15 protein-coding genes are annotated in these 12,607 nt (G+C 66.2%); 9 read left to right on the top strand and 6 right to left on the bottom strand.

Annotated elements, in window-relative coordinates; genetic code table 11:
• Positions 1-7 precede the first annotated feature (7 nt).
• Both glnA and Q8M85_RS16355 read left to right on the top strand, forming a co-directional pair.
• Complete coding sequence (gene glnA / locus Q8M85_RS16360; RefSeq protein ID WP_305546533.1) at positions 8-1,417, top strand: type I glutamate--ammonia ligase; 1,410 nt, start codon at positions 8-10, stop codon at positions 1,415-1,417.
• A 194-nt stretch (positions 1,418-1,611) separates the two neighbouring features.
• Complete coding sequence (locus tag Q8M85_RS16355; protein WP_305546531.1) at positions 1,612-2,328, top strand: hypothetical protein; 717 nt, start codon at positions 1,612-1,614, stop codon at positions 2,326-2,328.
• A 167-nt stretch (positions 2,329-2,495) separates the two neighbouring features.
• Here the strand turns inward: Q8M85_RS16355 and Q8M85_RS16350 are convergent, their stop codons facing one another.
• Genes Q8M85_RS16350 through Q8M85_RS16340 form a run of 3 tightly spaced genes read right to left on the bottom strand, consistent with a single transcriptional unit; the run spans position 2,496 to position 4,776 of the window.
• Positions 2,496-3,371, bottom strand: a complete 876-nt coding sequence (locus Q8M85_RS16350; RefSeq protein WP_305546529.1) for an alpha/beta hydrolase — start codon at positions 3,369-3,371, stop codon at positions 2,496-2,498.
• Complete coding sequence (locus tag Q8M85_RS16345; RefSeq protein WP_305546527.1) at positions 3,359-3,982, bottom strand: NAD(P)H-dependent oxidoreductase; 624 nt, start codon at positions 3,980-3,982, stop codon at positions 3,359-3,361. The genes Q8M85_RS16350 and Q8M85_RS16345 overlap by 13 nt, the downstream gene beginning before the upstream one ends.
• A complete protein-coding gene (locus Q8M85_RS16340) occupies positions 3,979-4,776 on the bottom strand; it encodes a DUF3445 domain-containing protein (protein WP_305546525.1) in 798 nt (265 codons plus the stop codon). Before Q8M85_RS16340 ends, Q8M85_RS16345 begins: the two co-directional genes overlap by 4 nt.
• A 121-nt stretch (positions 4,777-4,897) precedes the next feature.
• Here Q8M85_RS16340 and dddP point away from each other — a divergent pair, with 121 nt between their 5' ends.
• Complete coding sequence (gene dddP / locus Q8M85_RS16335; RefSeq protein ID WP_305546523.1) at positions 4,898-6,232, top strand: dimethylsulfonioproprionate lyase DddP; 1,335 nt, start codon at positions 4,898-4,900, stop codon at positions 6,230-6,232.
• Between the two features lie 178 nt (positions 6,233-6,410).
• On the opposite strand, the gene Q8M85_RS16330 is transcribed toward dddP, so the two are convergent.
• The 3 genes from Q8M85_RS16330 to Q8M85_RS16320 all read right to left on the bottom strand — a co-directional run bounded on the left by Q8M85_RS16330 (position 6,411) and on the right by Q8M85_RS16320 (position 8,063).
• Entirely contained in the window at positions 6,411-6,554 is a 144-nt protein-coding gene (locus tag Q8M85_RS16330) for a hypothetical protein (RefSeq protein ID WP_305546521.1), read from the bottom strand.
• A 59-nt stretch (positions 6,555-6,613) separates the two neighbouring features.
• The gene (locus Q8M85_RS16325) at positions 6,614-7,399 is read right to left on the bottom strand and encodes an endonuclease/exonuclease/phosphatase family protein (protein ID WP_305546519.1); all 786 of its coding nucleotides are present in this window, start codon (positions 7,397-7,399) and stop codon (positions 6,614-6,616) included.
• Between the two features lie 121 nt (positions 7,400-7,520).
• Positions 7,521-8,063, bottom strand: coding sequence for a TetR/AcrR family transcriptional regulator (locus tag Q8M85_RS16320; protein WP_305546517.1), 543 nt, complete (start codon positions 8,061-8,063; stop codon positions 7,521-7,523).
• Between the two features lie 102 nt (positions 8,064-8,165).
• On the opposite strand from Q8M85_RS16320, the gene Q8M85_RS16315 reads away from it, so the two are divergent.
• The 6 genes from Q8M85_RS16315 to Q8M85_RS16290 all read left to right on the top strand — a co-directional run bounded on the left by Q8M85_RS16315 (position 8,166) and on the right by Q8M85_RS16290 (position 12,449).
• On the top strand, positions 8,166-8,534 hold the full coding sequence (locus tag Q8M85_RS16315) for a hypothetical protein (protein WP_305546515.1): 369 nt from the start codon (positions 8,166-8,168) through the stop codon (positions 8,532-8,534).
• Positions 8,531-9,094, top strand: coding sequence for a hypothetical protein (locus Q8M85_RS16310; protein ID WP_305546513.1), 564 nt, complete (start codon positions 8,531-8,533; stop codon positions 9,092-9,094). The genes Q8M85_RS16315 and Q8M85_RS16310 overlap by 4 nt, the downstream gene beginning before the upstream one ends.
• Positions 9,095-9,159: 65 nt before the next feature.
• Positions 9,160-10,464, top strand: coding sequence for an adenylosuccinate lyase (gene purB / locus Q8M85_RS16305; protein WP_305546511.1), 1,305 nt, complete (start codon positions 9,160-9,162; stop codon positions 10,462-10,464).
• Positions 10,465-10,567: 103 nt separating this feature from the next.
• On the top strand, positions 10,568-11,119 hold the full coding sequence (locus Q8M85_RS16300; protein ID WP_305546509.1) for a tetratricopeptide repeat protein: 552 nt from the start codon (positions 10,568-10,570) through the stop codon (positions 11,117-11,119).
• An 18-nt stretch (positions 11,120-11,137) separates the two neighbouring features.
• Complete coding sequence (locus Q8M85_RS16295) at positions 11,138-11,302, top strand: adenylosuccinate lyase (RefSeq protein ID WP_305546507.1); 165 nt, start codon at positions 11,138-11,140, stop codon at positions 11,300-11,302.
• 70 nt (positions 11,303-11,372) lie between these two features.
• A complete protein-coding gene (locus tag Q8M85_RS16290; protein ID WP_305546505.1) occupies positions 11,373-12,449 on the top strand; it encodes a flagellar motor switch protein FliG in 1,077 nt (358 codons plus the stop codon).
• The last annotated feature ends 158 nt before the right edge of the window (positions 12,450-12,607 follow it).

The raw sequence follows: 12,607 nt of genomic DNA, 5'->3' as shown, positions 1-12,607 counted from the left end.
CAGTCAGATGAGCGCCGTTGCCAAGGCTCTGACACTGATGAAGGACGAGGACGTCGAATACGTCGACATCCGCTTCACCGACCCCAAGGGCAAGCTCCAGCACGTGACGCTGGTGGCCGACCTTGTGGACGAGGATTTCTTCGAGGAAGGCTTCATGTTCGACGGCTCGTCGATCGCGGGCTGGAAGTCGATCGACCAGTCCGACATGAAGCTGATGCCCGATGCGTCCTCGGTCTACATCGACCCGTTCTACGCCGAAAAGACCATGTGCGTGCACTGCAACGTGGTCGAGCCAGATACGGGCGAGGCCTATGCCCGCTGCCCGCGCCAGATCGCGCTGAAGGCCGAGGCATACCTCAAGTCCTCGGGCATCGGTGACGCGGCCTATTTCGGGCCGGAAGCCGAGTTCTTCCTCTTCGACGACGTGCGCTACTCGGTCACCCCGCGCAAGGTCGCCTACGAGATCGACGCCGAAGCCGCCGCCTGGAACACCGACACCGTGACCGAAGGCGGCAACTACGGCCACCGCGCGGGCCACAAGGGCGGCTACTTCCCGGTGAACCCGATCGACGAGGCCCAGGACATCCGGGGCGAGATGCTGTCCACCATGAAGCGGATGGGCATCAAGGTCGACAAGCACCACCACGAGGTCGCGACCTGCCAGCACGAGCTTGGGATGATTTTCGGCGGTCTGGTCGAACAGGCCGACAACATCCAGAAGTACAAGTATGTGATCCACAACGTGGCGCACGCCTACGGAAAGACCGTGACCTTCATGCCGAAGCCCATGAAGGGCGACAACGGCTCGGGGATGCACGTCAACATGTCGATCTGGAAGGGCGGCAAGCCGCTGTTCGCGGGCGACAAGTATGCCGACCTGTCGCAGGAGGCCCTGTGGTTCATCGGCGGCATCCTGAAGCATGCCAAGGCCCTGAACGCGCTGACCAACCCCGGCACTAACAGCTACAAGCGCCTGATCCCGGGCTTTGAAGCCCCGGTCCTGCGCGCGTATTCGGCCCGCAACCGGTCGGGCTGCGTCCGTATTCCGTGGACGGAATCGCCGAAGGCCAAGCGTGTCGAGGCCCGTTTCCCCGATCCGTCGGCGAACCCCTACCTGGCTTTCGCGGCGCTGCTGATGGCCGGCCTTGACGGCATCAAGAACAAGATCGACCCGGGTCCGGCTTCGGACAAGGACCTCTACGATCTGCCGCCCGAAGAACTGGCCGAAATTCCGACCGTCTGCGGCTCGCTGCGGGAGGCTCTGGAAGAGCTGGAGAAGGACATGGACTTCCTCCTGGCGGGCGACGTGTTCGACCGCGACCAACTGGAGGCCTACATGGCGCTGAAGTGGGAGGAGGTCTATGCCTACGAGCACACCCCCCACCCGGTCGAGTACCAGATGTACTATTCCTGCTGAGGGGCGGTGGGCCGATGGCCCACCCTACCTGGCCTGGACCAAGAGGGCGCCTTCGGGCGCCCTTTTTCATGGATGTCCACGCAGGGCAGATCGCCCAAGCTCCTGAAATTACTTACCTTGAACCTTGGACATTAACGTCTTGGAAAGTATGTGGCGCACAGATAGCCTTGGCCGAAGACAGGGACGGAACAGGCATGGCGAAAGACCCTTCGCGCAAGAAGCCGGGCGCGGGCCGCCCGGAAATCTGGGCCTCGGGTGGGCAGCGGCCGCCCTTCGACCTGCGCGCGCTGGGGCGGGCGGGCCTGTACCTTGCGCGGCAGGGAGTGGCCCCGATCCACGCCTGGGCGGCCCGGCGGTTGCGGGCGGTGGCGATCGACGTGAAGGACGGCCAGAGACGCATCCCGGCGGAAAAGCTGGGTCGCGCGTCGCGCTTTGTGCCCTCGCACCTGCGGGTTGCGGGCTGGGTCAAGACCCTGGCGGCCACTCTGTCGCATGCCAGCGCCACGGCGGACCCCGACGTGCGCCGCGGCAATGCGCTGGTCGCGGAGATTCAGCCGCATCTTTGGGACGCGGCCAGCCCCACCCCGCCTGAGCCTTCCGAACTTGCGCCCGCCCTGGCTCCGGGCGCGGTCGCACCTGTTGTCCTGCCCGAGCCGAAGCTTCTGCCGCCGGGGGATGACCCCCTTGCGTCGATCCGCAGCGAAATCGGGGCGGGGCCGATGCGCGACCCCGTGCCAGAGCCGGACCAGCCCCCTGCCCCGCCGGGACCGGTGGCTGAAGGCGCGATCCAGGTCTCGGGCTATGCGATCGGCTGGGCCACCGTGCTTCTTGCCCTGCCCTACGGCCTGGGGCGGGGGGTATGGCTTTGGGCCGCGGGCCGGGATCTGCGGCAAATCGGGGCTGACGACTGACCAATCCCTGTGAGTGTCGGCGGATTTCGACCGGCGGATTTTCGAATTGAGCGCTTCGCGCAGGTCTTTTGTCTCGCGGTCTTGCGTGAAGGACGCAAGGCCGCTCGGAGAGCCTCCGGCGGGGATACTTGGTGCCAGGTGAAAGGCCTTTGCCGAAGGAATCTGGATTAGCCGAGCGTCTTCTGCAGGAAGGCAAGGACCTCGGCCTTGACCGGGTCCGTTTCAAAGAGTTCACCGCCGTGGCCTGCGCCAGGGACGAGCTTGTAGTCGACCTCGGCCTGCGGATCAGCCGCGATCCAGGCTTCGCGCAGGCGCTTGGCCTGCAAGTCAGCGATCAAGGGGTCGGCGTCGCCGTGTCGGATCAGGATCGGCGGCAGCGGCTCTTGCAGCCGGGAGAGCCGACCGACCGGCCCCACCGCTCGGGCGGCGGCGCGGTTCTCGCCGACGGCATAGCCGAGGAGCTCGCTTTCCGCGCTGTCGGCGGGATCGGTCGCCCCCATCGCCGGGGTCCGGCCCAGTGTCGCCATGTCCTGATCCATCGTCGAGAAATCCATCGGGCCGAAAAGGCTTACCACGCCGCGCGGACGAAGCCCGACTTCGACCAGGCTGAGCGCGGTCGAGACGGCAAGGAAGGCGCCCGCCGACTGGCCAAGTAGCACCAGCCGGGCCGGATCAAGGCCCAAGGCCATGCCTTCGCGTTGCAGGTGGACGACGGCGGCCAGGCAATCTTCGCCCTGGGCCGGCCATTTCGCGGCACCGGACAGGCGGTAGTTGATCCGCACGACGGCAATCCCCGCCTGGGTCAGTTCGGGCCAGATCGTCATCTCGGACTTGTCGCCGACCTTGAAGGCGCCGCCGTGGATCATCAGCAGCACCGGATGCGGGCCGCTGCCCGCGGGCAGGGTCACGTCCATCACCTGACGCGGGTCGGCGCCATAGGCGATCTCGGTTGCGCCCTGGCCGCGCCGCCACCAGGCAATGCCTCCGGCGGCCACGGCGGCGGCCCCGCCGATCAGCAGGGTACGGCGGATCAGTCCGGGCATGTCAGTCTCCGTTTCAGTCGGGTGAGGTCGGAGGCCAGCGTGGCTTCCAGCCTGGCGATGCGGGGCTCGGGCACCGCCTCGGCAGAATGAAGCGCGCGCCAGGTCAGCCGGGCTTTCGGCGCGCAGGGTTTCAGGATCGCAAGCGCGAGGATCCGGCGCAGGGGGCGGCGCAGGACCAGCCAGTCGATCCAGGCGGGCGCGCCCATCGTCGTCACGGCCAGCACCTCGTGCAAAGCGTCAAGGCGCGGCAGCATCGGGCCGAAGCCGGGGGAATGGTCGAAGGCGGTGCCCGGGGTCCAGACCCGGTCGAACCAGCCCTTCAGGATCGCCGGAAAGCCGAACCACCAGGTCGGAAAGACCAGGATCAGGACCTGGGTCTGGGCCAGCTCCTGCTTTTCTTCGGCCAGCGTGGCGGCCAGCATGGCGGCAGGTGTTGCGTAGTAGCCCGCACGCTCGGCGGGGGTAAGGCGGGGGTCGAAGCCTTGCGCGTAAAGGTCGCGCCGGGTGACCTGCCAGCCCTGATCGCGGGCCAGCGCCTCGACCGTGCTGGCAAGCCGAGCGTTCAGGCTGTCGCCCAGCGGATGTGCAAGGACCAGAAGACAGCGGGTCAATGCACGGCCTCGCGCAGGGCGGCAAGGTCTTCCGGCGTCACCGAGGCGGCGTCGACGACATAGGTGTGGATGGTGAAGACCACGGCCCTGGTGACGGGCAGGCGCAGAAGGCACTGGCGTTCGCAGCGGATGAAGACGTGGCCCCTGGGCTGCGGGCGCTTTTCGCCCTCGACCCTGGGCTGGTGCAGCACGAAATCGTCGTAGGTCAGGTAGTTCATCCGCCACAAGGGCTGCTCGGGCCGGATCGCATCGAAAAGCCGTGCGACGCGTCGTGCAAGGTCGGCATCGTAGACCGGGACCGGGTTGTGGATGCCGGTCAGCGGACGTCCAAGCTTCTGGGCTAGCGACCAGCTGGCGGGGAAACAGAGAATACCGCCGGTCAGCACGTATTCCTCGCCGGTGCGCTCCATCAGGCAGAGGTCCTCTTGAACCAACCGGCCAAGGGTAAGAAGCGGCCGCGTCGGGTCCAGCGGGACAGGGGTGCCGTCGGGACGCGTGATGCGGCCGGGGCCGAAGCTGAAGCCGGGGGCCTGGCGCAGCCAGTCAAGGATGGCGGCGTAAAGCTCTGCGGCAGCAGGGCGGGCCTGGGGAAGAAGGGCGTGGACGACCTTGGGCTGCTCTGCAATCAGCCGGTCGCGCAGCGCCATCTGGGGGGCGTAGGCCTCGTCCAGGCGCAGCCAGTCGCGGCCCTCGACCGGCAGGATGCCCGGCAGACGCCGGGTGCGCGGGTCGATCCAGGGCAGATGCGGCAGGCGGTCCTGCAGGATCGGGGCGTTTTGCATCGGATCGGGCATGGCCGTCTTTGAGCATGGGGCGCGAGCCGCTGCAACCAACACATTTGCGACCAGTGCACGTCGCGACTGGCTTAGGCGGGGCCTTGCCGCCGGGGCAGTGTGGCGCAAACGAGAGGACCACATGGACTATCAGCGCGACCGCCGGAAGATCGACCCCACGCGCGGCACTGCGCTGGCGGACGGGACGCCGAACGACAATGACCGGGTCGAAATCGGGCCAACTCAGCTGGCGTTCGGGGAATGGGCGGCGGCGGGGCTGACGCTGCCGAACCTGTCCCGGATGCGCGAGGATCGGTGGCGCAAGCTGACGGCGGGGCTGGTCGCGCGGGACTATGGCGGCTTGTTGATGTTCGACCCCCTGAACATCCGCTACGCGACCGACACGACCAACATGCAGCTGTGGAACACGCACAACCCGTTCCGGGCCTGCCTTCTCTGCGCCAATGGCCACATGGTGATGTGGGAGTACAAGAACTCGCCCTTCCTCGTGACCTTCAACCCGCTGGTGAAGGAGCTGCGCTCGGGCGCGACGTTCTTTTACAACTCGACCGGCGACCGGGGACAGCAGGCGGCGCAGGGCTTTGCCGCGCAGGTGGACGAAGTGATGCGGGAACATGCCGGGACCAACCGGCGGCTGGCGGTGGACAAGATCATGGTCCACGGGCTGCGGGCGCTGGAGGCCATCGGCTTCACTGTCGAGGAAGGCGAAGAGGTCACCGAACGCGTTCGCGCGGTGAAGACGCCGGACGAGATCCTGGCGATGCGCTGCGCTCATGTCGCCTGCGAGGCCGGGATTGCCGAGATGGAGGCTTTCACCCGAGCGAATGTGCCGTCCGGCAAGGTGTCCGAGGATGCAATCTGGGCGGAACTCCATGCCGCCAATATCCGGCGCGGGGGGGAGTGGATCGAGACGCGCTTGCTCGCCTCGGGTCCCCGGACGAACCCCTGGTTCCAGGAATGTGGGCCGCGGCTGGTGCAGCCGAACGAGATCGTGGCTTTCGACACCGACCTGATCGGCGCCTACGGCTTCTGCATCGACATCAGCCGGACCTGGTGGGTCGGCGATGCCCGACCCTCGAACGCGATGGTCTCGGCCTTCCACCACGCGCTTGACCACATTGCCGACCATAAAGAGCGGCTTCGTCCTGGCGTGACCATCGAGGACCTGGTGATGCAGGGCCACCAGCTTGCCCCGGAATACTGGGCGCAGAAGTATTCCTGCAAGATGCACGGCGTCGGGCTTTGCGACGAATGGCCCTATGTCCACTACCCCGACGGCTGGATGCCCGGCGCCTTCGATGCGGCGCTGGAGCCGGGGATGGTCCTCTGCGTCGAGGCGCTGGTGTCGCCGGAGGGCGGGGATTTCTCGATCAAGCTGGAGGATCAGGTGCTGATCACCGAAACCGGCTGCGAGACGCTGACGCGCTATCCGTTCGACGCGCGGCTGATGGGGTGACCGGCGCCTCCTCGTGCGACTTCGTCTTCTCGTCGGACGAGCCCGGCGCGGCGCAAGCGAAGAGTGACGAAGTCTACGACAAGCAGCTTTCACGGCGCGCCAGCAGCGCATGTCCATCCTGGCCATCAAAGGTCCCCATATCGGCCCTCGCCCCCGGCCTCATGTAAGGTCCGGCACCTTAGAAGAAGGTCTGGGTCGTGCCGTCCTCGTACTGCAGCCCCCGCACCGACAGGGCCAAGGTGATCCCGGCATCGTCCAACACGCGCCAGCCCTCGGCCAGGGTTGTTGTGGCAAGGGTCAGGCAAAACAGGATCGCGCGCATCAAAGCCTCCGAACTGGAAACCTGCTTCAGGAGGCCCGGCCAGCCGGACGCACCACGCCTCAGATTTCGACCGCGGCCAGGATGCCAAGATGGTCCGACCCCAGCGCGGGGCGCGCCGCGGTCTTGCCGCCGCGGGTCGAAAAGACGTGGTCGATAGGCAGCGGGAAAAGGCTGGTCAGGCCGATGTAACTGCCGAAAGTCGGCCCCGCCGGGCGGGTCCCGACGATCTCGGCCAGGCGCGTCACGGACGTCGCCCAGCGGACCATGTTGAAATCGCCGCCCATCACAACTGGACCCTCCAGCTTGTCGAGGATCGGCAGCAGCAGGTCGACATGGTCGGCCTGCTGGTAGGGCCAGGGCCAGCGCAGGTGGACCGAGACCAGCCAGAACCGCTTTTCGCCCGAGACGACCTGCAGCGCGGCCAGGTTCGGGCCGCAGAAGGCGGTGCCCTTTACCGGGTCGAGGCGTGTCAGGATCGCCGGGCCGCCGACCCTGCCACCCGGGCAGAGGAGCTGCGTCGGATAGATGTCCTTCAGATTTGCAAGCATCGCCTGGTTCGGGGTCGAGACCTCTTGCAGCGTCACGATCTGCGCAGCGGCGGCACGGATGTCCGCTTCAAGCGCGGGCAACTCGGTGTTCCGATACAGCATGTTCTTCTGGTAAAGCGTGTAGCTACCTGGCACCCCTGGCCAACTGTAGGCCAGCAGGACTTGCGCCCCGGTCAGAAGCGCCAGCAGCATCGACACGAAGGCCGCCATCCGCAGCCCCGCAAAACTGGCGAAGACCGCCAGGATCAGCACCGCCGCCGCCGCGATCCCGCGCCCGACCGACAGGGAATCGCCCAACGGGTGCACAAAGCCGAGCTAGCCCCCGACCAGCGCCAGCACCGCACCCCCAAGCGCGATGCCGATCCCCTGTTGCCAAATCCTGCTTTCGTCTTCCATCACTCGTCCGCGCACTATCCCATCACTCGATCAGCCGTATCACCAGGTCGCGCAAAGGTGTCCCCATTTCTGCCCCGGTGGTCAGCCGCAACTGTTCTAACCCGATCACTGCGGCATAAATGAGTTGCGCCTTTGGCAACAGTTCGCCCTCCCTGACCCCCACCGCGCGGAGGAACCCCGCCAAATCCTCTAGCCGCTGGCGGTCTACCCGTTCAAGCACGGCGCGGGCGCGGGGGTCGTTGCGGCCCCAGTCGCGTAGGGCGGGTTCGATCTCGACTCCGCCGATCGCCTCGCCCGGTCGGACCGAAACCATGTCGGCCAGAAGCATCAACTGCCCTCGGGGATCAAGTCCTGACGCGCGCACTGCCGCCGTGATGCGCTGCGTCCCAACCTCTTCCCAAAGTTCAAGCATCACCTTATGAAGTTCGCCGAGATCCTTGAAATGCCAATAGAATGAACCCTTCGTCGCCCCGATCTCGCGGGCAAGGACCTCGACCTTCACGGCGCCAATCCCGCCGTGAACCAGCGCGCGCAGGGCGGCTAGCACCCAGTCGGTGCGTCCCAACTTTTCTCTCGGATCAACCTTGCCCATGCGGCAAACATACGCAGCCGTATGGACAAGGTCCAGCGGGTCCGCTAGACCATACGCAACCGTATGGAGGATGCAATGAATGTTTGGCTTCTGGCCGCAGGTGTGGCGGCGCTTGTTCTTGATCTTGTCCATATCTTCCCCGGCGGGCGCGAGATTCACCGCCCGATGGTCGCAGCGCACTGGCCAGAGCCGGCCAAGGCCGTCTGGTCGGTGGTCTGGCACGCAGCCACCGCTTTCATGGCGTTGGGGGGCCTGGCCCTCATCGCCGCCGGGTTGTTTCCCGATCAGGCTCTGGCCATTGCAGCGCTTCCCGTGGCGCTGTTCCTCAGCACCGCGATCCTGTTCCTGTTCTACGGGATCAAGCGATTGGGCACGGTCTGGATCCTGCCGCAGTGGGTAGCTTTTCTCGGCATCTCGGCGCTGGCGGTCGCAGGCCTGGCATGAGGCGCACGCACCGGGCGCTAGCGGGCGTCCTGGCCCTGTTCCTGGCGCTGCATCTGGGCAACCACCTGGCGGGACTATTGGGTCAGGCGACCCACGGCACGGTGCAGGCTGCGCTCCGCACGATCTACCGCAATCCGCTGGTTGAGCCGCTCCTTCTGCTGGCCGTGGCAATGCAGATCGGGCTGGGCCTTGCGCTGTTTGTCCGGCGCAGGCGTTGGACACTGCAGACAGCCTCGGGCCTTTACCTGGCCTTCTTCCTGCTGATCCACCTTGGTGCGGTCCTGTCCGCCCGCTGGCACGGCACCGAGACCGACCTCGCCTTCGCCGCCGCCGGGTTGCACGCCCCTGACCCGTGGCCTGCGGTCTTCGCACTTTACTATGGGCTCGCCGTGCTGGCGGTTTTCGCGCATCTCTCGGTGCCGCTGTCGCGCCAGTGGCCTGCCGGCGGCACGGCAAGCCTCGCCCTGGGCACCTCGGTTGCCGTGATGCTTGTCGCGCTCCTGGCAGGCCAGATCACCCCGCTTGTCATCCCGCCCGACCTGATCGCGGCCTTCCCCTGACGCCTTGCACCCTGACAGGCCGCAGATTAAGGGGACGCAACCCTTGCTGTCCCGGAGGCTCCCCGATGATCCCGCGCTATTCCCGCCCCGAAATGGTGGCGATCTGGTCCCCGGAAACCCGCTTCAAGATCTGGTTCGAGATCGAGGCCCATGCCTGCGACGCGCAAGCCGCTCTGGGGGTGATCCCGAAAGCGAATGCGGCGGCCGTCTGGCGCGCCAAGGATGTGCCGTTCGACGTGGCCCGCATCGACGAGATCGAGGCGGTGACCAAGCACGACGTCATCGCCTTCCTGACGCATCTGGCCGAGATCATAGGCAATGACGAGGCGCGGTTTGTCCATCAGGGCATGACGTCCTCGGACGTGTTGGACACCACGCTGAACATCCAGCTGGTCCGCGCCTCGGACCTCTTGCTCAAGGCACTGGACCGGGTGCTTGCCGCGCTGAAGACCCGCGCCCATGAGCACAAGGACACCGTCCGCATCGGGCGCAGCCACGGCATCCACGCCGAGCCCACCACGATGGGCCTGACCTTCGCCCGATTCTACGCCGAGATGAAGCGCAACCGCGAACGTCTTGAAAACGCCCGGAAAGAGGTCGCCACTGGCGCGATCTCGGGCGCGGTCGGGACCTTCGCCAACATCGACCCGGCGGTCGAAGAGCACGTCTGCAAGATGCTGGGCCTGACGCCCGAACCGATCAGCACGCAGGTCATTCCGCGCGACCGCCACGCGATGTTCTTTGCCACCCTGGGGGTTATCGCCAGCAGCATCGAGAATGTCGCCATCGAGATCCGCCACATGCAGCGGACCGAGGTGCTGGAGGCCGAAGAGTTCTTCTCGCCCGGCCAGAAGGGCAGCTCGGCGATGCCGCACAAACGCAATCCGGTGCTGACCGAGAACCTGACGGGCCTGGCACGGCTGGTCCGCATGGCCGTGGTTCCGGCGCTGGAGAACGTGGCGCTGTGGCATGAACGCGACATCAGCCATTCAAGCGTCGAACGCGCGATCGGGCCGGATGCGACGGTGACTTTGGACTTTGCGCTGCACCGGCTGGCAGGGGTGGTGGAAAAGCTGGTGATCTACCCCGAGACCATGTTGCGCAACATGAACAAGTTCAAGGGCCTGGTCATGTCGCAGCGCGTGCTTCTTGCGCTGACCCAGGCCGGCGTCAGCCGCGAGGACAGCTACCGCCTGGTGCAAAGGAACGCGATGAAGGTGTGGGAGAAGGGTGCGGATTTCAAGACAGAGCTTCTGGCCGACCCCGAGGTCACCGCGGCCCTGTCCCCCGCCGAGATCGAGGAAAAGTTCGACCTTGGCTACCACACCAAGCACGTCGACACGATCTTCGCCCGCGTTTTTGGCACCTGACAGAAGCGTGATCGGCCCGGCCGGGCGGTCGGCAGTTTCCGTTCTTGCCTTGGCGACAATCATGCTACCTTTCGGAACATTACCGAAAGGACCGCTCGTGCGCATGATCCTTGCTGCAGCCTTTGCCCCAGCCTTCGCCGCTGCCGTTGCGCTTACCCCGCAGCTTGCGCTTGCGGCCGGCAGCGACGACAGCGCGCCGCCGACGCCCACCGAAACAACAACCGAATGTGCCAAGGGCACGGTCTGGGATGAAAAGACCAAGGCCTGCATCAAGGCCGAGGATCAAAGCCTCAACGACGACCAGCGCTACGACGCGGTGCGCGAACTGGCCTATGCGGGCCGCTATGACGATGCTCTGGCGGTCCTGGCCCTGATGACCGAGGGCGAGACGTCCCGCGTCATGACCTACCAGGGCTTCCTTCTGCGCAAGACCGGCCGGATCGACGCCGGCATCGCCGCCTACCAACGGGCCATAGCGTTGAACCCCGATAATATCCTTGCCCGCAGCTACTACGGCCAGCTTCTTGTCCAGATGGACGACACGGCGCGGGCACAGGTGCAACTTGACGCGATCCGCGCCCGCGGCGGCCAGGGCACCTGGGCCGAAACCGCGCTCGCCACCGCCATTTCCACCGGAGCAACCTACACCTACTGACCAGAAGGAGGACGACCGATGAAGACTGCAACGACCCTCGCCGCCCTGGCGATAGCCCTTCTCCCCGGCTTTGCCTTCGCCCAGTGCGTCGGCCAGCACAGCGAACAGACGGCGGCCAGCTGCATGGCCGGGACGACCTGGGATGCCGTGAAGGGCACCTGCGTCGACACCCCGTCCAGCTGATCCGTCGGCAATCAAGCAGCCGTTAACCCGGGGGCGTCTAGGCTGACCTTGTCGAATCGATGAGGACCTGATGCCGCAAGACATGGTGCCCCTGGCCCGGATCACCCCGGAACGCCGGATCACAACGATCCCGCCCCTGCCGAAGCGGGTTCTGACCTCGCGGCAGAAAGCGGCAGTGATCGTCCGCTACTTGCTGACCGAAGGCACCTCGCTGCCGCTGTCGTCGCTGCCCGAACACATGCAGGCCGCCCTGGCCGAGCAAATGGGCCAGATGCGACTGGTGGACCGCACCACGCTGGACGATGTGGTGTCAGAGTTTCTGGCGGAACTGGAATCCGTCGGCCTCGCGTTTCCTGGCGGGATCGAGGGGGCGCTTGCCATGATGGACGGCCACATCTCGCAGTCCGCCGCCCAGCGGTTGCGGCGCATGTCCTCGACCTCGTCCAAGATCGACCCGTGGGAGCGGATCACCGCGCTTCCGCTTGACCGCCTGATGCCGATCCTTCTGAACGAAGCGGTCGAGGTCGGGGCGGTGATGCTGTCGAAGCTGCCCGTCGCCAAGGCGGCGGAAATTCTTGGCAAGCTGCCCGGCGAAAGGGCGCGGCGGGTGGCCTATGCCGTGTCGATGACGGGCAATGTCGATCCCGAAACCGTCCGCCGCATCGGCGCGGCCCTCTTGGCCGAACTGGACAACCAGCCGCCCAAGGCTTTCGACCAGGGCCCGGTGGAACGGGTGGGTGCGATTCTGAACATCTCGGCCACGCTGACGCGCGACGACGTGCTGCAGGGGCTGGAGGCCGAAGATGCCGCCTTCGCCGCCGAGGTTCGCAAGGCGATCTTCACCTTCGTCCACATCCCTGCGCGCCTGAACCCGCGCGACGCGCCCAAGATCACCCGCCTGGTCGACCAGCCGCAGCTTGTCACCGCGCTGGCCGCCGCGATGGGCAAGCCGGGACTGGAAGACGCGGCCGAGTTCATCCTTGCCAATATCTCGCAACGCCTGGCCCAGGGCCTGCGCGAAGAGATGGGCGCCCGGGGCCGCGTCAAGGACAAGGACGCCGAAGACGCGATGAACGCGATCATCGGCGCGATCCGCACGCTGGAGACCAGTGGCGAGATCACCCTGATCCAGGAAGAAGAGGACTGAGAGGCATCCCCGCCCGTCCGAAGCAATGCTCGTCGAGCACTTCGTGCACTTCTTGCAATTTGGCTGCCGTGGTCTCCCCGCCGCACCGGATGACGCGCCTGAAGCGGTCCGCGGGCGGGTTTGCCAGGTCGCTGACGGGTCGCCATGCTAAGGAAAGC

It is taken from the genome of Tabrizicola sp. (assembly GCF_030694085.1).
Classification (GTDB): domain Bacteria; phylum Pseudomonadota; class Alphaproteobacteria; order Rhodobacterales; family Rhodobacteraceae; genus Tabrizicola.
The sequence above is the reverse complement of the archived record's forward strand: the minus strand, read 5'-3'. Positions and strand labels throughout refer to the sequence as shown.